16 protein-coding genes are annotated in these 22,915 nt (G+C 74.1%); 8 read left to right on the top strand and 8 right to left on the bottom strand.

What is annotated here, in order from left to right:
- The first annotated feature begins 624 nt into the window (after window positions 1-624).
- Both ACWDD9_RS23650 and ACWDD9_RS23645 read left to right on the top strand, forming a co-directional pair.
- Complete coding sequence (locus ACWDD9_RS23650; protein ID WP_049655456.1) at window positions 625-1,578, top strand: amino acid ABC transporter permease; 954 nt, start codon at window positions 625-627, stop codon at window positions 1,576-1,578.
- Window positions 1,575-3,515: an FAD/NAD(P)-binding protein gene (locus tag ACWDD9_RS23645; RefSeq protein ID WP_449812598.1), complete on the top strand. Its 1,941-nt coding sequence runs from the start codon at window positions 1,575-1,577 to the stop codon at window positions 3,513-3,515. The genes ACWDD9_RS23650 and ACWDD9_RS23645 overlap by 4 nt, the downstream gene beginning before the upstream one ends.
- Before the next feature lie 66 nt (window positions 3,516-3,581).
- Here the strand turns inward: ACWDD9_RS23645 and ACWDD9_RS23640 are convergent, their stop codons facing one another.
- Entirely contained in the window at window positions 3,582-5,456 is a 1,875-nt protein-coding gene (locus tag ACWDD9_RS23640; RefSeq protein ID WP_449812597.1) for a protein kinase domain-containing protein, read from the bottom strand.
- Between the two features lie 177 nt (window positions 5,457-5,633).
- On the opposite strand from ACWDD9_RS23640, the gene ACWDD9_RS23635 reads away from it, so the two are divergent.
- A complete protein-coding gene (locus tag ACWDD9_RS23635; protein WP_074001433.1) occupies window positions 5,634-7,913 on the top strand; it encodes an FdhF/YdeP family oxidoreductase in 2,280 nt (759 codons plus the stop codon).
- Window positions 7,914-7,983: 70 nt separating this feature from the next.
- On the opposite strand, the gene ACWDD9_RS23630 is transcribed toward ACWDD9_RS23635, so the two are convergent.
- Entirely contained in the window at window positions 7,984-9,525 is a 1,542-nt protein-coding gene (locus ACWDD9_RS23630; RefSeq protein ID WP_074001432.1) for a C40 family peptidase, read from the bottom strand.
- A gap of 336 nt (window positions 9,526-9,861) precedes the next feature.
- On the opposite strand from ACWDD9_RS23630, the gene ACWDD9_RS23625 reads away from it, so the two are divergent.
- On the top strand, window positions 9,862-11,040 hold the full coding sequence (locus ACWDD9_RS23625) for an inorganic phosphate transporter (protein ID WP_049658086.1): 1,179 nt from the start codon (window positions 9,862-9,864) through the stop codon (window positions 11,038-11,040).
- A 26-nt stretch (window positions 11,041-11,066) separates the two neighbouring features.
- Window positions 11,067-11,321, top strand: coding sequence for a hypothetical protein (locus ACWDD9_RS23620; RefSeq protein WP_049658085.1), 255 nt, complete (start codon window positions 11,067-11,069; stop codon window positions 11,319-11,321).
- A 99-nt stretch (window positions 11,322-11,420) separates the two neighbouring features.
- Here the strand turns inward: ACWDD9_RS23620 and ACWDD9_RS23615 are convergent, their stop codons facing one another.
- On the bottom strand, window positions 11,421-12,974 hold the full coding sequence (locus tag ACWDD9_RS23615; RefSeq protein ID WP_074001431.1) for an MDR family MFS transporter: 1,554 nt from the start codon (window positions 12,972-12,974) through the stop codon (window positions 11,421-11,423).
- A gap of 153 nt (window positions 12,975-13,127) precedes the next feature.
- Window positions 13,128-13,577: a MarR family winged helix-turn-helix transcriptional regulator gene (locus ACWDD9_RS23610; RefSeq protein ID WP_234348623.1), complete on the bottom strand. Its 450-nt coding sequence runs from the start codon at window positions 13,575-13,577 to the stop codon at window positions 13,128-13,130.
- Between the two features lie 126 nt (window positions 13,578-13,703).
- On the opposite strand from ACWDD9_RS23610, the gene ACWDD9_RS23605 reads away from it, so the two are divergent.
- Window positions 13,704-14,744, top strand: coding sequence for an ABC transporter permease (locus tag ACWDD9_RS23605; RefSeq protein ID WP_053112383.1), 1,041 nt, complete (start codon window positions 13,704-13,706; stop codon window positions 14,742-14,744).
- Between the two features lie 81 nt (window positions 14,745-14,825).
- Here ACWDD9_RS23605 and ACWDD9_RS23600 read toward each other — a convergent pair whose 3' ends face one another.
- The 4 genes from ACWDD9_RS23600 to ACWDD9_RS23585 all read right to left on the bottom strand — a co-directional run bounded on the left by ACWDD9_RS23600 (window position 14,826) and on the right by ACWDD9_RS23585 (window position 20,109).
- Entirely contained in the window at window positions 14,826-15,986 is a 1,161-nt protein-coding gene (locus tag ACWDD9_RS23600; protein ID WP_449812623.1) for an ROK family transcriptional regulator, read from the bottom strand.
- A 75-nt stretch (window positions 15,987-16,061) separates the two neighbouring features.
- Window positions 16,062-16,637, bottom strand: a complete 576-nt coding sequence (locus ACWDD9_RS23595) for a GtrA family protein (RefSeq protein WP_074001429.1) — start codon at window positions 16,635-16,637, stop codon at window positions 16,062-16,064.
- 133 nt (window positions 16,638-16,770) lie between these two features.
- Entirely contained in the window at window positions 16,771-19,170 is a 2,400-nt protein-coding gene (gene lon, locus ACWDD9_RS23590; protein ID WP_074001428.1) for an endopeptidase La, read from the bottom strand.
- A 228-nt stretch (window positions 19,171-19,398) separates the two neighbouring features.
- Window positions 19,399-20,109 carry a rhomboid-like protein gene (locus ACWDD9_RS23585; protein ID WP_074001427.1) on the bottom strand — a complete coding sequence of 237 codons (711 nt, stop codon included), beginning with the start codon at window positions 20,107-20,109 and terminating at the stop codon, window positions 19,399-19,401.
- Window positions 20,110-20,727: 618 nt separating this feature from the next.
- Between ACWDD9_RS23585 and ACWDD9_RS23580 the strand changes: the two genes are divergently transcribed.
- Together ACWDD9_RS23580 and ACWDD9_RS23575 are read left to right on the top strand one after the other, a co-directional pair.
- Complete coding sequence (locus ACWDD9_RS23580) at window positions 20,728-21,465, top strand: response regulator transcription factor (protein WP_181970677.1); 738 nt, start codon at window positions 20,728-20,730, stop codon at window positions 21,463-21,465.
- Between the two features lie 93 nt (window positions 21,466-21,558).
- Window positions 21,559-22,746, top strand: coding sequence for a sensor histidine kinase (locus ACWDD9_RS23575; protein WP_082346227.1), 1,188 nt, complete (start codon window positions 21,559-21,561; stop codon window positions 22,744-22,746).
- Window positions 22,747-22,915: the final 169 nt, after the last annotated feature.

Below are 22,915 nucleotides of genomic sequence, written 5' to 3'. Positions count from 1 at the left end.
GGTGGGTGGAGGTCCGGTGGACCGCGGGTGGGCGGCACCGGAGGCGGCCGCGGCGGGGCGGCCGTCGAGCGGGTGACGGTGGGAGGGGTGCGGGAGCGGAGGTGCCGGACGACGGGAGGGCCGGAGCGCGGGAGGGCCGGAGCGCAGTGCGGGGTCATCGGCGGCAGCGGGGGCCTGACGCGTCGCCGGTCGTCGACGACGGATCCGGCCGCGACGGGGCGGTCCGAGGGAGGGCTCTCCCCGCCGGGGGATCAGGCCGGACGGGCGGCCCGCTGCCGGGTCAGCCGCGACACGCCGCGGACCACACCCGACCGAAGTCGATGTGGTCGCGGGTGACCAGGGGCTGCTCGGCGTACATGGCCCCAAGTTGAACAGTCGGCCGATCGGTACGTCAACCATCCATCATTGCCGCACTGTTGCGATCTCCTGTCGGTTTTTCGACGCGCTTCGACGAAGCCGTCCGGCACCCCCGACCACCCTTGACAGCCGTCGATCGCGCGTGCGTACGATCGACGCGGAGTGCAGTGCCACGCGCCGGCCGTGTTGAGGGACACGGGCCGCCGCCCCCGTACGTGACCACCGCCGTACCTCTCCCCGCCCGCACTCCGCCCAGGAGCCGCCGCCATGGCCACCCCGCAGGACGTCCTGCCCGCCCCCGCCCTCCTCGACCGCCCCGACGCGCCGCCCGCCCCCGAGGCCCGGATCGTCGCCCGCCGCAAGCCCGGCCAGTGGGCCGCGGCCGCCGTCGCCCTGCTGCTGGCCGCGATGGCGGTCAACTCGGTGGTCCGCAACAAGGCCTTCCAGTGGAGCGTGGTCGCCGACTGGTTCACCGCCCGCTCCGTGCTCGACGGCCTCGCCCTGACCCTCTGGCTGACCGCCGCCACCCTCGCCCTCGGCTTCGTGCTCGGCACCGTCCTCGCCACCATGCGGCTGTCCGACAACCCCGTGCTGCGCACGCTCAGTTGGGGCTACATCTGGGTGTTCCGCTCCACCCCGCCACTGGTGCAGCTGCTGTTCTTCTTCAACATCGGCGCGCTCTACCCGACCCTCGGCCTGGGCATCCCGTTCGGCCCCGAGTTCGTCACGGTCAAGACCGTCAACCTGATGGGCCCCACCCTCACCGCCGTCATCGGCCTCACCCTGCTGGAGACCGCGTACGCCGCCGAGGTGATCCGCGGCGGCATCCTCTCCGTCGACCGCGGCCAGCTGGAGGCGGCGGCCGCGCTCGGGCTCGGCCGGTGGCGGGTGCTGCGCCGGATCGTGGTGCCGCAGGCGATGCGGGCGATCGTGCCGACCGCCGGGAACATGCTGATCGGCGCGCTCAAGGGCACCAGCATCGTCAGCGTGCTGGCCGTCTCCGACCTGCTCTACTCGGTGCAGCTGGTCTACCTCCAGTCGTACCAGGTCATCCCGATGCTGATGGTCGCCACCATCTGGTACCTGGTGGTCACCACCCTGCTGTCCATCGGGCAGTACTACGTGGAGCGCCGCTTCGCCCGGGGCGCCACCCGCGACGGCCTGCCGCCCACCCCGCTGCAGCGGGCCCGCGCGGCCCTCGTCAAGGTGGTGCGGGCATGACGGAGCTCGTCATCGTCGGCGCCGGCCCGCGCGGCACCGGGCTGCTGGAGCGGATCGCCGCCAACGCCGCCGAACTCCTGCCCGCCGAGCGGCCGTTGGCGATCCACCTGGTCGACCCGTACCCGCCGGGCGCGGGCCGGATCTGGCGCCACGACCAGTCCCCGCTGCTGCGGATGAACTCGATGGCCGAGGACGTCACCATGTTCACCGACGAGCGCTCCACCCTCGAAGGACCGGTCCGCCCCGGCCCCTCGCTCGCCGAATGGGCGCCCCGGCAGGAGGAGTTCGCGCCCTACCGGGAGGTCGCCGACCCGGCCGTCCGGGCCGAGCTGCGCACCCTCGCCCCCACCGACTTCCCCACCCGCCGGGCCCAGAGCGCCTACCTGGACTGGGTGTTCCGCCGCGCCGTCGCCGAACTGCCGGCGCACGTCACGGTCACCGTCCACCGCGACACCGTCCGCCGGATCGAGGGCCCGGCCGACGGCCCGCAGACCGTCCGCCTCGGCGACCGGACCCTCGCCGCCGACCACGTCGTGCTCACCCTCGGCCACCTCGACTCCGTCCCGCACCCGCGCTACGCCGCCGACGCCCGGTTCGCCGCCCGGCACGGCCGCTTCCACCTCCCGCCCGCCTACTCCGCCGACGCGGCCGACAACCTGGCCGCCCTCGCCCCCGGCGAACACGTGCTGCTGCGCGGCCTCGGCCTCGCCTCGGTGGACCTGGTCGCCCTGCTCACCGAGGGCCGCGGCGGCCGCTTCGAGCCCACCGGGGACGGGCCCGCGCTGCGCTACCTCCCCTCCGGCCGCGAGCCGGTGCTCCACCTCGGCTCCCGGCGCGGCGTCCCGTACCACTCCAAGACCGGCTACCGGCTCCAGGGGCCGCCCGCCCCGCTCCCCCGGTACTTCGACGAGGCCGCCGTGGACGCCGTGCTCGCCACCGGCGGACAGCTAGAACTGCGGCGCGACTTCTGGCCGTTGATGGCCAAGGAGATCGCCTTCGGGCACTACCACGAGCTGTTCCACGCCCACCCCGGGCGTACCGCCCTGCCCTGGCCGGAGTTCCTCGCCCGCTACGACCGGCACGCCTGGTACTCCCCCGAACTCGCCGCCCTGGTCGCCGAAGCCGTCCCCGACCCGGCCGACCGGATCGACTTCGAACGGCTCGACCACCCCCTGGCCGGGCTCGAACTCGGCACCGACGAGGAGCTCCAGGCACACCTGCGCGGGTACGTCACCGCCGACGCCGACCGCCGCGCCGACCCCGCGCACAGCGCCGACCTCGGCGCCTTCCTCGCCCTGCTCTCGCTGTTCGGCCGGCTCCCCCGGGTCGTCGCCAGCGGCCGGCTCACCGCCCGCTCCCTCGCCGAGGAGGTGGACGAGTGGTTCTTCGGCTACTTCAGCTTCCTCGCCTCCGGCCCGCCCGGGTTCCGGCTGCGCCAGCTGCTCGCCCTCTCCGAGGCCGGGGTGGTGCGCTTCCTCGGCGCGGACGTCCGGATCGAACGGGACGAGGCGAGCGGCACCTGGCGGGCCTCCGGCACCACCGTGCCCGGCCACCACGTCACCGCGACGGCCCTGGTCGAGGCGTACCTGCCCAAGCACGCGCTGGCCCGCACCCTGGACCCGGTGCTCGGCGAACTGCACCGCACCGGACGGATCGTCGAGGAGGTGGTCACCGACCCGGACTACACCCACCGCTCCGGCCTGGTCACCATCGCCGCCGCCGACAGCCGGCTGCTGGACCCGGCCCTCGGCGGCGCCCCGCACCCGCGCCGCACCGCCCTCGGCCCGCACACCAGCCTGCGCGCGGCCGCCGCCTTCGCCCGCCCCCGCACCGACGCCCCCGGCTTCCGGCAGAACGACGCCGCCGCCCGCGCCCTGCTCCGGGCCCTGGCCGCGCTCCCGGCGGCCGCCCCGGCGCTGGCGGCGTGCGCACCGTGACGGCGGTATCGGCCTGAGCACCGCGGCGACGGCACCGGCGTGGCCTGGGCGCCGTGGCGGCGGCGCTCAGGCCCCGAAGATCTCCTCCACCAGGTCCTCGTCCGAGACGTGGTCCGGCGCGTCGAACACCACGTCCGCGACGCCCTTCAGGCCGATCCCCCGGTCCAGCGCGTCCATGCAGGCCCGGGCCTGCTCGTCGGTGGCGAAGTCCCACACCCGCAGCCGCCGCACCAGCACCAGCGCCTCCATCGGGCTCATCCGCGGCGTCCGGCGGCGCGGCCCCGGCCCCTTGCGGCCGGCCTCGGCCAGCTGCCGCTGGTACCCGGCCAGGTCCTGCCAGGCCTGCACGGTGCTCGGGTGCTGCTCGCCCAGCACCCGGACGAGGTCCGGCAGCAGCCCGTGCAGCTGGATCACCGCGCCCTGCGGGTCGCCCCGGTTGGCCTGGTGCAGCGCGAGGTCGTGCCGGGCCTTCAGGACCCGGGGGTCGTACGGGCCCCAGGCGGCGTGCAGGTCGGGCAGCAGCTCGTGCATCAGCCGGATCGTGGTGATCGGCGCACCGCTCTCGCCGACGCACCAGACCAGGTGGTAGCGGGCGCCGAGGGTGTCCGGGTCGAGCGGGCCGAGCGCCGAGCGCATGTCGCCCACCAGGGCGGTCAGCAGCCGGATCGCGCCGTTCAGGTCCCCGGTCCGGCTGAGGTACCAGGCGAAGTCCCGCCAGGTGCACAGGGTGTCCCGGTCGCTCGCGCCGAGCACGGTCACGCACTCCTGGGCGACGGTCTGCAGGAGCATCGCCGACTCGCCGGCCGTCGCCGCCCGGTACGCGGCCGACCGGCGCTCGCGCAGCCCGGCCCGTACGGCCTCGGAGGGCGGCGCGGCCGTCACCGGCGGCGTGGTCAGCGGTGGCAGCACCGACGGGACGGCGGGCGGCGCGGCGGGAGCGGGAACGGCGGGAGCGGGAACGGCGGGCGGGGGAACAGCAGGAGCGGGAACGGCGGGCGGCACGGCGGGCGCGGGGACGACCGGCGGGGCGCTCGGCGGAGGCGGCACCACCGGCGCCGGCCGCTCCACCACCGTCGGCACCGGCGCCGGCGCACCCGCCCGGCCGCCCGCCCACCCGGCCAGCTCGGCGAGCCGCCGCTCGACCGTACGGGCGTCGGCCGGCCGGTCCGCCGGGTCCTTCGCCAGCAGCTCCGCGACCAGCCCGGCCACCTGCGGCGGCAGCCCGAACTGCGCCGGGTCCAGCGGCGCGGGCACCTCGTTGAGGTGCTGGTACATCAGCACCGGCGTCGAGTCCCCGCCGAACGGCCGTGCCCCGGTGAAGAGTTCGACCAGGACGCAGCCCAGCGCGTACAGGTCGGCCCGCCCGTCCACCCGGCCGCCGGTCCACCGCTCGGGCGCCATGTACGCCGGGCTGCCGACGATCGTCCCGGTGGTGGTCAGCCCGCCCGCGCCGGTGTCCAGCTGGGCGATGCCGAAGTCCAGCACCTTCAGGTGCCCGGCGTCGGTGATCATCACGTTGTCCGGCTTGATGTCCCGGTGCACCATGCCCGCGTCGTGCGCGGCGGCCAGCGCGCCGCTGATCTGCCGCCCCCAGCGCAGGCTGAGCCCGGGCTCGGGCACCCCCGCCTCCAGCACCTCGGTGAGGGTGCGGCCGGTGAGCAGCTCCATCACCAGGTAGGTGACCTCCTCGCCGCCGAGCTCGCACTGCCCGAGGTCGTGCACCGTGACGATGTGCGGGTGCGAGAGGTTGCCGGCCGCGCCGGCCTCCCGGACGAACCGCAGCGCGGCCTTCGCCCGGTCGCCGCCGTGGTGCCCGATGACCTTGACCGCCACCGGCCGCCCCATCCGGGTGTCCTCGGCCCGCCACACCACCCCGAACCCGCCCTGCCCGAGCTTCTCCACCAGCTCGTACCGGCCGTCCAGGACGTCCCCGACTCGCACGCGCGCTCCCCTCCCGCCATGACGCCCAGACTCTACCGACGCCGGCCGCCGCCCTTCGCCCCGCCGTCGCCTCTCCCCGCCCGCCCCCTCCCCCGGCCCCCGGCCAGGTGGAAGGATGGAATCGAACCCCCGCACGAAGGCGGCGGTACGCACCAGCAGAGCCCGAGGAGAGCGGCCATGGCCAAGCAGGCCCCGCAGAGCGACCCGGCGCAGGACGCCCCCGAGGTGTCCGCGCCCCAGCACGCCGCCGCCGGGCTGCCCGCCGTCGGCCACAGCCTGCGGATGGCCGCCGAGCAGATGGGCGCCCGCCGCACCCTGGCCACCCTGCTCAAGGTCAACCAGCAGGACGGCTTCGACTGCCCCGGCTGCGCCTGGCCGGAGCCGGACAAGCCGCACACCGCCGAGTTCTGCGAGAACGGCGCCAAGGCCGTCGCCGAGGAGGCCACCGAGCGCCGCGTCCGCGCCGAGTTCTTCGCCGCCCACCCGGTCGCCGACCTGGCCGAGCGCTCCGGCTACTGGCTGGGCCAGCAGGGCCGGCTCACCCAGCCGATGCTGCTGGACGAGGGCGCCACCCACTACACGCCGGTCTCCTGGGACGACGCCTTCGCGCTGGTCGCCGAGGAGCTGAAGGCCCTGGACACCCCGGACGGCGCCGCCTTCTACACCTCCGGCCGGACCAGCAACGAGGCCGCCTTCGCGTACCAGCTGTTCGCCCGCCGGCTCGGCACCAACAACCTGCCGGACTGCTCCAACATGTGCCACGAGTCCTCCGGCTCGGCGCTCACCGAGACGCTCGGCGTCGGCAAGGGCAGCGTCAGCCTGAAGGACCTCTACCAGGCCGACCTGATCATCGTGGCCGGCCAGAACCCGGGCACCAACCACCCCCGGATGCTCTCCGCGCTGGAGCGCGCCAAGCGGGCGGGCGCCACGATCGTCAGCGTCAACCCGCTGCCGGAGGCCGGCCTGGAGCGGTTCAAGAACCCGCAGCACGCGCGCGGCCTGGTCGGCCACGGCACCAAGCTGACCGACCTCTTCCTGCAGATCCGCCTCGGCGGGGACCTCGCGCTGTTCCGCGCGCTGAACCGGATCGTCCTGGAGCAGGACGGCGTCGACCGCGACTTCGTCGCCGAACACTGCTACGGCTTCGAGGAGTTCGAGGCCCAGGCGCGGCGGACCGACCGCGCCGAGGTGCTCGCCGCGACCGGCCTGCCCTGGGAGCAGATCGAGGAGCTCGGCCGGCTGGTGCTGAAGTCCGAGAAGATCATCGTCTGCTGGGCGATGGGCCTCACCCAGCACAAGCACGCCGTGCCGACCATCCGCGAGGTGGTCAACTTCCTGCTGCTGCGCGGCAACGTCGGCCGCCCCGGCGCCGGGGTCTGCCCGGTGCGCGGGCACAGCAACGTCCAGGGCGACCGGACGATGGGCATCTTCGAGCGCCCCGGCGACGCCTTCCTGGACGCCCTGGGCCGGGAGTTCGGCTTCGAGCCGCCGCGCGAGCACGGCCTCGACTCGGTGGACACCATCCGCGCCATGCGCGACGGCCGGATCGGGGTCTTCTTCGCGATGGGCGGCAACTTCGTCGCGGCCACCCCGGACACCGAGGTCACCGAGGCCGCGATGCGCAACTGCCGGCTGACCGTCCACGTCTCCACCAAGCTCAACCGCTCGCACGTGGTCACCGGCGCCCGCGCCCTGATCCTGCCCACCCTCGGCCGCACCGACCGGGACGTCAGCGCACGCGGCGCCCAGTTCGTCAGCGTCGAGGACTCGATGGGCCAGGTGCACGCCTCGCGCGGCGGCCTGCGCCCGCCGGCCCCCGGCCTGCTCTCCGAGACCGCGATCGTCTGCCGGCTGGCCCGCACCGTGCTCGGGCCGCGGGACACCGTGCCGTGGGAGGACTTCGCCACCGACTACGACACCCTGCGGGACCGGATCGCCCGCGTCGTCCCGGGCTTCGAGGACTTCAACGAGAAGGTCCGCCGCCCCGGCGGCTTCACCCTGCCGCACGGCCCCCGGGACACCCGCACCTTCCCGACCGCGACCGGGAAGGCCAACTTCTCCGTCAACCCGCTGACCGCCCCCGAGGTCCCGCCGGGCCGGCTGCTGCTCCAGACCCTGCGCTCGCACGACCAGTACAACACCACGATCTACGGCCTCGACGACCGCTACCGCGGCATCAAGGGCGGCCGCCGGGTGGTCCTGGTCAACCCCGCGGACGCCGAGGAGCTGGGGCTGACCGACGGCGGGTACGTCGACCTGGTCGGCGAGTGGAGCGACGGGGTGGAGCGCCGCGCCCCGCACTTCCGGGTCGTCCACTACCCCGTCGCCCGCGGCGGCGCGGCGGCCTACTACCCCGAGACCAACGTGCTGGTGCCGCTGGACTCCACCGCCGACATCAGCAACACCCCGACCTCCAAGGCGGTCGTGATCCGCTTCGCCCCCGACAGCGGCGCGTAACCCCGAGCACCGCGAAGGCCGCCCCACGTCCGGTGACGTGGGGCGGCCTCCTCGTTGCCTGTCCGGCGCGTCAGTGCGTCGGGGTACCCAGCGGCAGCGTCGCCGTCGCACTGCCCGCGGCCGTGGCGGTCGCCGAACCGGTGCCGCTCGGGCTCCCCGTCGGGGTGCCCGTCCCGGTCGGGGTGGGCGTGCCGGTCCCACTCGGGGTGCCCGGCCCGGTCGGCGTCCCGGTCGGGGTCGTGGTCGGGGTCGTGGTCGGCGTGCCGCCGGTCGGCGTCCCCGGGTCGGTCGGCGTACCGGTCCCGCCCGGCGTGCTCGGCGTGCCCGGGTCGGTCGGCGTGCCCGGCACGGCCGGCGGCGTCACCGTGCCGCCCGTGGCCGGCGGGGCCGGCACCTGGTTGGCCGGGCTCGGCGCGATCGGCGTCACGGAGTCCCAGTTCGCCGGGAGGTCGGGCACCTTCCAGGCGCCGCCGGCCTCGTCCGCCGCACCGGTCGGGTCCGGCCGGACGGCGCCGAGGATCGGCATCGAGCCGATCGGCGAGATCTTGATGAACGCCCCGGGCCGCGGCGCCTGCACGATCAGCCCGCCACCGATGTACATCCCGATGTGCGAGGCGTCCTGGAAGTACACCACCAGGTCGCCGGGCCGCAGCTGGTTGAGCGCCACGTGCGGCAGCTGCGCCCACTGCTCCTGGCTGGTGCGCGGGATCGGTCGGCCGGCGTGCAGCCAGGCCTGCGAGGTGAGGCCCGAGCAGTCGTAGGCGTCCGGGCCGGTGCCGCCCCACAGGTACGGCTTGCCCACCTGCGCCAGCGCGAAGGCGATCGCCCCGCGACCCTGCTGGGAGGGCGTGCGCTCGCCCTTGCCGAGCGCCCCGGAGGCGAGGAACGCGAGCTGCGCCTCGTCCGCCTTGGCCTTCTCCAGCTGCTCCAGCTCGGCCCGCTGGGCGCCGGTCAGGGTGGCGACCGTCTGCTCGACGGCGGCCAGGTCGGAGGCGGCCTTGGCCTTGGCCGCGTCCTGCTGGGCGACCAGCGCCTGGGAGGTCTTCAGCGCCTCCTCGGTCTGCTTCTTCAGCCCGTCCAGCGCGTCCCGGTCGCTCTTCAGCTTGTCCAGGAACTCCGACTGCGAGCGGCTGGCCGAGGCGAGCAGCTCGGCGATGACGACCGCCTCGTACGGGTCCTTGGAGAGCAGCAGCTCGGCGTAGGCCGAGGCGGACCCGTTGCGGTACTGCGCGGCGGCGAGCTGGGAGGCGATGTCGGTGCCGGCGTCGACCTGCTTCTGCTGGCGGTCCTGCCGGCCCTGGAGGTCGGTGAGCGAGGTCTGCTGCTCCGCCGCCTTGGCGACGGCGCCGTTGTACTGCTCGGTGGCGGCCTCGGCGCTCTGGTACAGCGCGTGCAGCCGGTCGAGCAGCGGGCCGAGGGTGGCCTTGGCGTCGGCGAGCGGGTCCGCGCCGGCGACGACCTGCCCGGCCCCCGGGTCGGGTGCGGCCCAGGCGGCCGCCGCGCCGACCGGCAGCGCGAGCGCCGCGGCCGCGAGGACGGCTCCGCAGCGCAGTGCCGCCCGTACCCAGGGCCGTACGCGTGCCGTCTCCGCTCTCTGTCCCGCCCCGCCCATGGCTGGTCCTCCCCGCCGCGCACTGCCCCTGTCCCGGCTTCCCGGATCCCGCAGATCCTCCCACGGGTTACTCACCGGAAACAGGGCGCATGCGGACTGGGAGGTTAATTCTCGATTGACCTGTGAGACAGCTCTCAGCAAACCGGGTCGAACCGGCGCGTTCTTCGCTAATGTCCAGTTCAGCGCGCCGTATGTCACCCCGACGAAACCCAGTGGTCACTGCGAGTCAACCATTGGAACCACGATTCCCGACCCAGTTCACCTTCCGTTTACCAAGCAGACCTACGGTCGCGACGTCACCAACGTCCGTGCGACAACTACGACGATTGTTTGGGTATGGAACACATCTCGTTCCTGGTAGCCGTTGTGATCATCACGGCGCTCGCCTTCGACTTCACCAACGGGTTCCACGACACCGCCAACGCGGCCGCCACCGCGATCGCGACCGGGGCCCTTCGTCCGAAGGTCGCGGTCACCATCGCGGCCCTGCTCAACTTCGCGGGCGCGTTCCTGTCCGTGAAGGTCGCCACCACCATCTCCGGCGGCATCGTCAACGAGAAGGCCGGCGTCCATCCCGAGATCATCTTCGCCGCACTGGCCGGCGCGATCCTCTGGAACCTGCTGACCTGGCTGCGCGGCCTGCCGTCCAGCTCCTCGCACGCCCTGTACGGCGGCCTGATCGGCGCCACGATCGTCGGCGTCGGCACGAGCGGCGTCAACTTCGACACCGTGGTCACCAAGATCCTCATCCCGGCCGTCGCGTCCCCCTTCGTCGCCGGACTGGCCTCCTGGGGCGCCACCAAGCTGGCCTACGCGATCACCCGCAAGGGCAACACCGCGACCACCGAGAAGGGCTTCAAGACCGGCCAGGTCTTCTCCTCCTCGCTGATCTCGCTCGCGCACGGCACCAACGACGCCCAGAAGACGATGGGCATCATCACCCTGACCCTGGTCTCGGTCGGCGCCCTGCCGCACGGCGCGCTGCCCCCCACCTGGGTGATCGTCTCCGCCGGCGCGGCGATCGCGCTCGGCACCTACATGGGCGGCTGGCGGATCATCCGCTCGATGGGCAAGGGCCTGGCGGACATCCGCCCGCCGCAGGGCTTCGCCTCCGAGTCGGCCGCCGCGACCGTCATCCTGACCTCCTCGCACATGGGCTTCGGCCTCTCCACCACCCAGGTCTGCTCCGGCGGCATCATGGGCGCCGGCCTCGGCGGCCCGAAGGGCGAGCTGCGCTGGAGCCTGGTCCGCCGCATGGTCTACACCTGGGGCCTGACCCTGCCGGCCGCCGCGGTGGTCTCCGGCGGCGCCGCCCTGCTGGCCGAGCAGGGCAGCTGGGGCGTCGCCCTGGTCGGTGCCGTGCTGGTGGCCGGCGCGGCCGCGATGTGGGTGATCTCCCGCCGCCAGCCGGTCGGCGCGGACAACGTCAACGACGTCGACGTCACCCCGGTCGAGGTCGCACCGGCCGGTACCGCGAACACCCCCACCCCCGCCTCGACCACCGTCGCGGCCTGAGCGCCACCGGCTGAGGAGCACTCACCATGCACATCAAGTGGAACGCCCTGGCCCAGACCGCCGGTCTCAGCTTCGGCATCACCGTCGCCGTGGTCGCCGTCTTCGCGCTCGGCATCCTGGCGCTGTCCCGCCGCGAGGCCGCGGTGAGCGCCGCCGGTACGGGCGAGGGCACCGCCGGAGCCGCGGGCGGCGGGCGGCTGGCCCTGGCCGGCGCGTACGTCTGCTTCGCCCTGTGCGGCGGGGTCGTCCTCTACGGGCTGTCCCTGATCGCCGGCCACTAGCCACCGCACGCGCCGCGCACAACGGAACGGGCCGGGGAGTGTCTCCACACTCCCCGGCCCGTTCGCGCATCCCTGCCCGCGGTCGGTCCCGCCGGCCGGTCAGCCCTCCTGGGTGGTCCTCAGCACGGTCTCCCGGATGAAGAGGACGGTGACGAAGGCCAGCGCCGCGAACGGGGCGGCCCACAGGAAGACGGTGCCGACGCCGTGGCCGAACGCGTCCGTCACCAGCGGCACGATCGGGGCCGGCAGCTTGGCCAGGTCCGGGATGCCGCCGCCGGTCGCCGCGGGCGAGGCCGGGACGTGCGCCGCGGCCAGGTTCTCGGCCAGGTAGTGGCCGACCTTGTTGGTCATCAGCGCGCCGAGCGCGGAGACGCCCATCGCGCCGCCCATGGTGCGGAAGAAGGTGACCACCGAGCTGGCCGCGCCGAGCTCGTGCCGGGGCACCGTGTTCTGCACCGCGAGCACCAGGTTCTGGCTGGTCAGGCCGAGGCCGACGCCGGTGATCGCCATGTAGAGGGAGAGCAGCGCGTAGTTCGTGTCGGCCCGGGCGGTGCCCAGCAGGCCGAAGCCGATGGCGAGCAGCGCGGTGCCGGAGACCAGGTAGGCCTTCCACTTGCCGTACTTGGTGATCAGCCGGCCGGCCACCGCGGAGGAGACCGCCAGACCGAGGATCATCGGCAGGGTCATCAGGCCGGCCATGGTCGGGGACTTGGCGCGGGCCAGCTGGAAGTACTGGCTGAGGAAGGTGGTCGCGCCGTACATCCCGACGCCGACCAGCACGCTGGCGATGGCGGCCAGGGTGACGGTGCGGTACTTGAAGAGGCTCGGCGGGATGATCGGCTCGGCGGCGCGGCGCTCGATCACGACGGCCAGGGCGCCCAGCACCAGGCCGCCGCCGACCATGGCCGCGGTCTGCCAGGACAGCCAGGCGTAGTTCTTGCCGGCCAGGGTGATCCAGATCATCAGCAGGCTGACCGAGGCGGTGATGACCAGCGCGCCCAGGTAGTCGATCTTCGCCTTGCGCTTGACCAGCGGCAGCTTGAGGGTGCGCTGCACCACCAGGATCGCGACCAGCGCGAACGGGATGCCGACGTAGAAGCACCAGCGCCAGCCCAGCCAGGAGGTGTCCACGATGACGCCGCCGATCAGCGGCCCGCCGATGGTGGCGAGCGCGAAGACCGCGCCGAAGTAGCCGCTGTACCGGCCGCGCTCGCGCGGCGGGACCATCGCGGCCAGGCAGATCTGGCCGAGCGCCACGACACCGCCGGCGCCGACGCCCTGGAGCGCGCGGCAGGCGATCAGCTCGCCGGTGTTCTGCGAGAGGCCGGCCAGCGCCGAGGTGCCGATGTAGATCAGCAGGGCGATCTGGAGCAGCAGCTTCTTGCTGACGAGGTCGGAGAGCTTGCCCCAGATCGGGGTGGAGGCGGTGAGGGTGAGCAGGGCCGCGGTGATCACCCAGGTGTACGCGGACTGGCCGCCGTGCAGGTCGGCCAGGATGTGCGGCAGGGCGTTGGAGACGACGGTCGAGGAGAGCACGGCCACGAACAGGCCGAGCAGCAGGCCGGAGAGCGCCTCCATCACCTGCCGGTGCGTCATCTGGGGGCTGTCGGCCGCGGCGGCGGTTCCGCTCGCGGCCTCGGTGGTCACGGTCATCTGGGTCCTTCGGCGGGCGGGCGGGATGCGCGGATCATGAAATTTCGTTGCCGTAAGCAACCATAAAACGAGATGGTTGAATAAGGCAACTTTCTTCAAGGGCAAGTAAAACCCGCAGCTACGGGCCCTGTCGCACCGCCGGGGACCGCCCGGTCAGTCGGCCGCCGACTCCCCCAGCACGTCGTTGAAGCGGTGCAGCAGCTCCGCGAAACGGGTCACGTCCTCCGGCGACCAGCCGCCCATCACCTCGCGCACCCGCCGCATCCGGACGCCCTGCGCGGCCAGGTAGCGCCGCCGCCCGTCCTCGGTGAGCGAGACCAGCGCGGCCCGGCGGTCCAGCGGGTCCGTCTCCCGGGCCACCAGGCCCAGCTCCTCCAGCGTCCGGACCTGCCGGCTCACCGTCGCCTTGCCGACCGAGAAGTGCGCGCCGACGTCGGTCACCCGCACCGGCCCGGCCTGCTCGATGTAGCCGAGCAGGCTGTACGCCATCCCCTCCAGCCCGGGGTGCACCCGCCGTGAGAGTTCCGCCACTCTGGCCCGGCCCCGTCGGAACATCAGCGCGACCTCGCGCTCCACCGCCACCAGGGATTCCTCGTCACTCACCGCGCCAGTATCGCGCAGCGACGCCGGCGGCGGCCCGGCGCGGCCGGTGCGACAAGCCAACTACTTCATGGTATGAAGTATCGGTTCTGGAAGTACCGTTTTTCCCCATTACACGAGGAGATGTGGATGGCAGCCCCGGGGCAGGGTTTCATCGCCGAACTGAAGAGCGCGGTCACCCCGCGCGCGGCACTGCTCGTGATCGGCGTGCTGCTGCTCCAGCTCGGCTTCATCACCTCCTACATCGGGGCACTGCACAAGCCCGCCCCGCAGAACCTCTCCATCGCGGTGGTCGCCCCGCCGCAGGTCGCCCCCAAGCTGGTCGGCGCGCTGGAGTCGGTGCCGAACGACGCCGTCCGCGCCAGCACCGCGCCGGACGCCGAGACGGCGACCCAGCTGATCAAGGACCAGAAGCTCTACGCCGCACTGGTCGTGGACCCGACCTCCACCCAGGACACCCTGCTGGTCGGCAGCGCCCGCGGCACCTCCGCCGCCAAGGCCGCCGAGTCCATCACCACCGCGATCGACCAGACCCAGGGCCGTACGGTCAAGGTCCACGACGTGGTGCCGCTCGCCAAGGGCGACACCAACGGCCTCTCCGCCTTCTACCTGGTGATCGGCTGGTGCGTCGGCGGCTACCTGGTCGCCTCGATCCTGGGCATCAGCGCGGGCTCCAAGCCGGCCAACACCCACCGCCTGCTGATCCGCCTCGGCGTCCTCGCGGTGTACTCGGTCGGCGCCGGCGTCCTCGGCACGGTGATCGCCGGGCCGGTGCTGGACGCCCTGCCGGGCTCGGTCCTCGGACTGAGCGCCATCGGCGCCCTGGTGGTGTTCACGGTCGGCGCGTTCACCATGGCGCTGCAGTGCCTGTTCGACATCCTCGGGATCGGCGTCGCGGTGCTGATCTTCGTGGTGCTCGGCAACCCGAGCGCGGGCGGGGTCTACCCGGCGCCGATGACGCCGCCGTTCTGGCGGGCGATCGGCTCCTGGATCCCCAACGGCGCCGGTACCACCGCCACCAAGTCGGTCGCCTACTTCGGCTCCACCAACCTGGGGCTGCCGATCCTGGTCATGGTGGTCTGGGCGCTGATCGGCATCGGCGTCGCCCTGCTGGCCGTGCTGCGCGGCCCGCGCTCCGGCGGCCGCGAACTGGCCGCCGCCGAGGGCTGAGCCCCGCACCCGCCTGATCGTCACCGAGCCCCCGGCCGCCACGGCCGGGGGCTCGGGCGCGTTCGCCGCCGGGGCCCGCCGCTACCCGACCGGGCCCGGGTCGGCCACGACGGCCCGGACGACCCGCACCGCCGCGCCCAGCAGCGGGCCCCGGCGGCCCAGCCGGGAGACCGTCAGCCGCTCCTCCGACCAGGGCCGCACCGTCACCCGGGCGGCCAGCTCGGCCCGCATCGCGGGCAGCAGCCAGGGCGCCAGCCGGGCGTAGCCGCCGCCCAGCACCACCTCGGCCGGGTCCAGCAGGTTGACCGCGCCTGCGGCCGCGGTGCCGAGCGCCGTACCGGCCCCGGCCAGCGCCGCGAGGGCGGCCGGGTCCCCGGCCCCGGCGCGGTCGGCGAGCAGGGCCACCCAGTCGCCGCGGGCCCCGGTCAGGCCGGCTGCCCGCAGCACCGCCGCCTCGCCCGCGTACTGCTCCAGGCAGCCGTGCGCCCCGCAGGCGCAGCGGGGCCCCTCGGGGTGGACCGGCACGTGGCCGAACTCCCCGGCGAAGCCGCCCGCCCCGCGCAGCAGCCGGCCGCCGACCACGATCGCCGCGCCGACCCCGGCCTCGGCGGAGACGTACAGGAAGTCCTCCGGGCCCTCGCCCAGCCAGCGCTCGGCCAGTCCGCCGAGGTTGGCCTCGTTGTCCGCCTCGATCGGCAGGTCGGCCAGGCCGCCCCCGGCCGTCCGCAGCGCGGGGCGCAGGGCGGCGGCCAGCGGGACGTCCTGCCAGCCCAGGTTGGCGGCCCGCTGGAGCATCCCGCCGGAGCCGCCGACCAGCCCGGGCACGGCCAGGGTGAGGGCGGCCGGGCGCAGCCCCGACTCGGCGACGGCCTCGTGCAGCAGGTGGGCGAGGTCGGCCATCACGGCGGCGGGCTCGCGGCCGTGGTTGGGGACCTCCCGGCGCCGCCAGCCGCGGACCTCCCCGCGCAGGTCGACCACGCAGGCGCCCAGGTGCCGCACGCCGATCTCGGCGCCGAGGCCGCCGGGCCCGGCCGGGTTGAGGCCGAGGGCGGTGCCGGGGCGGCCGACCTTGCCGCTGGGCGCGGCGGGGCCCTCCTCGACCACCAGGCCGGCGGCGATCAGCTGTTCGGCCAGCGAGGAGACGGCGGCCCTGGTCAGCCCCGTCCCGGCGGCCACCTCGGCGCGCGAGCGCGGCCCGCTCGCGATCGTCCCGAGCACCAGGGCCAGGTTGGCCCGGCGCATCCCCTGCTGGCTGGCGGGCCCGGTCCGGGCGGGGTCGGACTCGTGCACAAGGCTCACCTCGCCCCTTTTACGTCCTTACGGCACATCCCGTGGCATCTCGGGTGCAGCGTAGCCGGGTTCCGGGGGCACCGTCGTCGGCACCGGGACGGGCTCGGCCGGGGCCGTCCCGGCGGGCGGGAAGACCCACCGCCGGATCGCCCAGTAGCGGAACAGCATCGCCACGAAGGTGCCGACGACCATCCCGCTGAGGAAGTCCGCGACCTCCTGCCGGAGCGGGTCGACGTACGGCTCGCGCAGGTCCAGGAGGTACCGGGAGACCGCCAGCGGGACGTCGTTGACGGCGATCGCCACCGCGCTGACCAGGACGAACACCAGCACCTCGCGCCGCCGGCCGTCGGCCCGCAGGGCCCGGAAGGCCCAGCGGCGGTTCAGCACGTACGAGACGACGGTGCCGATCACCGTCGCGACGGTCAGCGCGACCACCGGCTTGTGCTCCAGCACGGTGAACTTGAGCTCGAAGTCGATCACCGTGGTGAGCGCGAAGCAGCCGCTCCCGACCAGCAGGAACTTCACCAGCCGGCGGTGCCGCACCAGGAAGGGGCGCAGCCGCGCGGGCACCCGGGCCAGGGCCCGCTGCGTGGGGGACGGCATCTCCGCAGTCTCGCACGCGGGGGTGCCGTCGGCCCCGCAGACCGCCGCGGCCCCCGCGGGGCGCCGACGGGCCGCCCGGACCGCCGCTCGGGCGGCCCGGGCGGCGGTCGGAGCGGCGGCCGGGGCGAGCCGGTCAGGCGGCGACCAGCACCGCGGCCCCGGCCGGCTCCAGCGCCAGCTCCAGCACCTCCCGGACGTCCGCCACCGGGTGGACGGTGAGCCGCTCCAGCACCTCGGCCGGGACGTCGTCCAGGTCGGCCTCGTTGCGCCTGGGGATGATCACCGTGGTGACCCCGGCCCGGTCGGCGGCGAGCAGCTTCTGCTTCACCCCGCCGATCGGCAGCACCCGCCCGGTCAGCGACACCTCGCCGGTCATCGCCACGTCGGTGCGCACCTTGCGCCCGGAGAGCAGCGAGGCCAGCGCCGTGGTCATGGTGATGCCGGCGCTCGGCCCGTCCTTGGGGATGGCCCCGGCCGGGATGTGCAGGTGCACGCCGCGGTCGCGCAGCGAGGTGACCGGCAGCTCCAGCTCGGCGCCGCGCGAGCGCAGGTAGGAGAGCGCGATGTGCGCGGACTCCTTCATCACGTCGCCCAGCTGCCCGGTGAGGGTCAGCCCGGTGCCGCCGGTCTCGGCGTCGGCCAGCGAGGCCTCGATGTAGAGGACGTCGCCGCCGGCGCCGGTCACCGCGAGGCCGGTGGCCACGCCGGGGACGGCGGTACGGCGCTCGGCCGGCTCCTGGGCGGACTCCGGCACGTGGTGCGGCCGGCCGATCAGGGCGCGCAGGTCCTCGGCGCCGACCGTGGCGGGCAGCTCGCGCTCGCCCAGCTCGGCCTGTGCGGCGATCTTGCGCAGCACCCGGGCGATCGAGCGCTCCAGGGTGCGGACGCCCGCCTCCCGGGTGTACTCCCCGGCGAGCCTGCGCAGCGCCGGCTCGTCCACGGTGACCTGCCCGCCGCCCAGACCGGCCTTCTCCAGCTGGCGCGGGAGCAGGTGGTCGCGGGCGATGACGACCTTCTCGTCCTCGGTGTAGCCGTCCAGCCGGACCAGCTCCATCCGGTCGAGCAGCGGCCCGGGGATGGACTCCAGCACGTTGGCGGTGGCGAGGAAGACGACGTCGGAGAGGTCGAGCTCGACCTCCAGGTAGTGGTCCCGGAAGGTGTGGTTCTGCGCCGGGTCCAGCACCTCCAGCAGGGCGGCGGCCGGGTCGCCCCGGTAGTCGGAGCCGACCTTGTCGATCTCGTCGAGCAGGACGACCGGGTTCATCGAGCCGGCCTCCTTGATCGCCCGCACCAGCCGGCCGGGCAGCGCGCCGACGTAGGTGCGCCGGTGGCCGCGGATCTCCGCCTCGTCCCGGACGCCGCCGAGCGCGACCCGGACGAACTTCCGGCCCATGGCGCGGGCCACCGATTCTCCGAGCGAGGTCTTTCCCGTTCCGGGCGGCCCGACCAGGGCCAGCACCGCTCCCCCGCGACGGCCGCCGATCAGCCCGAGCCCCTGGTCGGCCCGGCGCTTGCGGACGGCCAGGTACTCGACGATCCGCTCCTTCACGTCGGCCAGGCCGGCGTGGTCGGCGTCCAGCACCGCGCGGGCGCCGGCGATGTCGTACGCGTCCTCGGTGCGCTCGTTCCAGGGCAGCTCCAGGACGGTGTCCAGCCAGGTGCGGATCCAGGAGCCCTCGGGCGACTGGTCGGAGGAGCGCTCCAGCTTGTCGACCTCCTTGAGCGCGGCCTCGCGGACCTTCTCCGGCAGGTCGGCGGCCTCGACCCGGGCGCGGTAGTCGCCCTCCTCGTCGGCCGGGTCGCCGTTCAGCTCGGCCAGCTCCTTGCGGACGGCCTCCAGCTGGCGGCGGAGCAGGAACTCCTTCTGCTGCTTGGCCACGCCCTCCTCGACGTCCTTGCGGATGGTGTCGTTGACCTCCTCCTCGGCGAGGTGGTCGCGCAGCAGGGCGAGCGCGTACTCCAGGCGGGCGACCTGGTCGGCCTCCAGCAACACCTTGAGCTTCTGCTCGGCGGTGGCGAAGGGCGCGTAGCCGATGTTGTCGGCGAGCTCGCCGACGCCCTCGATCTGCGCCACCCGGTCGACGATCTGCCAGGCGCCGCGCCTGCGCAGCCACTGGGTGGACAGCGCCTTGTACTCCTTGACCAGCTCGGCGGCCCGGCCGGCCACCGGGGTGCCCACCGAGGACTCCGTGAACGGCGTGGTCTCCACCCAGAGGGCGGCGCCGGGGCCGGTGGTGCCGACCCCGATCCGGACCCGGCGCACGGCGCGCACCAGCGCGGCCGGCTCCCCGTCGGCCAGCCGGCCGACCTGCTCCACGGTGGCCAGCGTGCCGGCCGCCGCGTACGAGCCGTCCACCCGCGGGACCAGCAGGACCTGCGGCTTGCCGGCGCCGGTGGCGGCGGCCCGGGCGGCCTCGACGGCGGCGCGCACCTCGGTGTCCTTCAGGTCCAGCGGGACGACCATGCCCGGCAGGACGACCTCGTCGTCGAGCGGCAGCACGGGCAGGGTGAGCGGTGTGGACGTCGATGCCATGATCTCTCCCCAGTCAGTGAACTTGAGTCGACCTGACTAAGGCTTCACGGGCGCCGGATGTTCCCGGCCCCCTGTTCGCCGTGAGCGAACAGGAATCGGCGGGGAAAGCGCGGCACCCGACTTCGTCAAAAGAGCACCGGACACGCCTCGAAAAGTCCCGACGGGGAGCCCCGCGAGTCCAGGGAGGTCCGACCGGGCGACAGCGTAGACGCGCCTAACGCACAGGCGTCAGCGCGCCGCACGCACCCGCGCGGGCGCGCCGCCCGCGGCCGTCGCGGCGGCCGGGCGCGGCCGGGGCGGGCGCCGCTCGGCCCGGCGCAGCCAGCGCCACAGCGCGACCCCGGTCAGCACCGCGGCCGGGTGCCCCACCCCGGTGATCACGTCCTTGTCGGTGGCGATCTGCTCGGCGATCATCAGCCCGGCGCCGCCCAGCGCGAGCAGCCGCCCGCGCCAGGAGAGCAGCCCGGCCACCGCGCCCAGGCAGGCGAGCACGCCGTAGCTGACCCCGATGTCCAGGTAGTCCATCGCCTCGGGCGCCATCCGTCCGGTCTCCACCGCGGTGATCACCACCCCCTGGGAGAGCAGCGTCGCCGCGACATGCCCGGCCGCGAACACCGCCGCGGCCCGGGCCGGGCCGACCCTGCGCTCCAGCGGGGCGAGGGTGAGGGCGAATCCCCACAGGTACGGCATCCACACCTCGCCGGCCACCCAGAACCCGCTCAGCACAAGGGCGCGCAAAGGATGCTGGAGCAGGTTGTGGCCGTCCGAACTGGAGGCCTCCTGCAGGCGCTGGACGAGTTCCGGATCGGCGAGCCGGGCGAAGGTCGTGGTGGCTCCCACGACGGCGAGGTACCCGAGCGTGAAGGGCGTTCTCCGGGGCGTCGGCACCCGTTCCAGCAGCCATTCCAGGACGCCGGTGCGCAGCCCGAGGCGGAGCATTCCGTACGGCGCCCCCGCACTCCCGCACCCGTCGGCACCCCGCCCGAGTCCCGCCATGCCGCCTCCGCTCCACGCCGCAGCCACCGGCTCCCCGCCGGATGCCCAACGTACCGGCGCGCGCCGCGGATTCCGCCCGGCCGGGCGCTCACGTGGCCACGGTACGTCGAGGTTCTGAGAGGCACCTGAAAGAAGCCCGTGAAGACCGTCGCCGTAGCGGACCGCCGGATTCCCGACATTGGTCCAGACCTTCTCCCCATAAACGGGGCACCAGGGCCTCTGACCGGCGACTTGGCGTCAACTGCACTGCATACGTACCGTTACGCAGAGAAAATTCGACGGGTAAGGTATCGGCCCGTGCCCACTCGTGCAGTGGGTCCGAGGGCGGCCCGACAGCCGGCCCACGGGCCGGAAACGTCCGGTCCACCTGCCGGGAAGCATCCGCTGTCCGTACGCTGCGAAGTGCGCGGGAGAAGTGGGCGGCCGACCATCCGTCCTCGGCTCCCGATCGCGCGACGGGACGGCGGACCCGGCACAGTCCACGACGGAACAAGACTACGAGCGGAGCCCCGCCATCCCCACAGGTGGCCGGCCCGCAGCCCTGGGGGCGGTGGCGTGACCGTGACAGAGATTCAGCAGGACAACCACAACGCCGGCGGCACTGTGAGCAGCCAGCGCAGAGTCCTGGTGGTGGAGGACGAGCCCACGATCGCCGAGTCGATCGCCGCCCGGCTGGGCGCCGAGGGCTTCAAGGTCGCCGTGGCCCACGACGGCCCCGGCGCGGTCGACGGCTTCCACACCTGGCAGCCGGACCTGGTGGTCCTCGACATCATGCTGCCCGGCTTCGACGGCCTGGAGGTGTGCCGCCGGATCCAGGCCCAGCGCCCGGTGCCGGTGCTGATGCTGACCGCCCGCGACGACGAGACGGACCTGCTGGTCGGCCTCGGCGTCGGCGCGGACGACTACATGACCAAGCCGTTCTCGATGCGCGAACTGGCCGCCCGCGTCAACGTCCTGCTGCGCCGCGTCGAGCGCGCCCAGCAGGCCGCCCGCACGCCCGCGCTGGGCAGCCTGCGGTTCGGCGAGCTGGAGATCGACCACGTGCAGCGCCGGGTCCGGCTGGCCTCGGGCGACGTCCACCTGACGCCGACCGAGTTCGACCTGCTCGCCTGCCTGGCCGCCCAGCCGCGCGCCGTGCTCACCCGCGAGCAGCTGCTGGCCGAGGTCTGGGACTGGACCGACGCCTCCGGCACCCGCACGGTGGACAGCCACGTCAAGGCGCTGCGCCGGAAGATCGGCGCCAGCTGGATCCGCACCGTCCACGGTGTCGGATACGCGCTGGAGGCCCCGCTCTCCTAGGGCCTCCCAGGGCGACGGGCCACCGGGGGGCCCGCAGCCCGGACGACGCCGTGCCACCACGCGGGCCGACACCGCGGGGACCACAAGGAACCGATGACCTTTCCACAGCAACGCAACGGGGAATCCGCCGACACGCGGCCGCAGAACCTGGCCGCCCGTGCCGCCCGCCGGGTCTGGGCCGACATCCGGCCGCTCGACCCGGTCCGCTCGATCAAGGGCAAGCTCACCCTGCTCGTGATCGTCTCCGTGTGCCTGGCCACCGGGATGGTGGTCGTGGCGATCCGGTCCGAGACCCAGATCCGGATCATCATGGTCTTCTCCATGATCGCCTCACTGCTCTTCATGCAGTTCCTCGCGCACGGGCTGACCGCCCCCCTGCGCGAGATGACGGCCGCCGCCCGCGCGATGGCCTCCGGCGACTACAGCCGCCGGGTCGAGGTGAACTCGCGCGACGAGATCGGCGAGCTGGCGGCCGCCTTCAACGCCATGGCCGCCGACCTCCAGGCCGCCGACCGGCACCGCCGCGAGCTGGTCGCCAACGTCTCGCACGAACTGCGCACACCGATCGCCGCGCTGCGCGCCGTCCTGGAGAACGTGGTGGACGGCGTCGTCCAGCCCAATCCGGCCACCCTGGGGGCGGCCCTGGAGCAGACCGAGCGGCTCGGCCGCCTGGTCACCCACCTGCTCGACCTCTCCAAGATCGACGACGGCGTGGTCGCCCTGGACGCCCGCCCCTTCGAGGTGCGCGAGTTCCTGGACGGCGTGCTGCGCGGGGTCACCGTGGACGGCGCGACGGCCGGCGGCGCCTTCTCCCGGCGCGGGGACGTCCGGCTGGCCCTGGAGGTCAGCCCGACCGGCCTGACCGGCGTGGCGGACCCGGAACGGCTCCACCAGGTGGTCGCCAACCTGGTCGACAACGCCTGCAAGCACTCCCCGCCCGGCGGCACCGTGACGGTGCGGGCGAGGCCGGAGGGCGAGGAGGGCGGCCTGCTGCTGGAGGTCGAGGACGAGGGCCCCGGCATCCCGCCGGCCGACCGCTCCCGGGTCTTCGAGCGGTTCAGCCGCAGCGGCACCGCGACCGCCGCCGGACCGGGCTCGGACGGCGGCACCGGACTGGGCCTGGCCATCGCCCGCTGGGCGGTGGACCTGCACGGCGGACGGATCGCGGTGGCCGAGTCCCCGCGCGGCTGCCGGATCGAGGTCCGGCTGCCCGCACGGCGTCAGAGCGACGGTCGGGACATTTGTCACAGATCCGACACAGCGGTCTACGAAGATCGTTAGAGGATTTGGCCGGGTTTTTGTCCGCTTTGGCCCCGGTATGCCCCCTGTTCGGCGCTGATCGGTTCCCCTCAGATGCGGCTTTCTAACGCACTTTTTCAGCCAAAGTGCAGGTCAGCACTGTGATCTGGGCGACGCCTGGGCCCCGGGGACTGCGCGATCACTGGTCAGG

Source organism: Kitasatospora sp. NPDC001119 (assembly GCF_053598475.1).
Note: the sequence above shows the minus strand (reverse complement) of the source record. Positions and strands in the feature narration are given on the sequence as shown.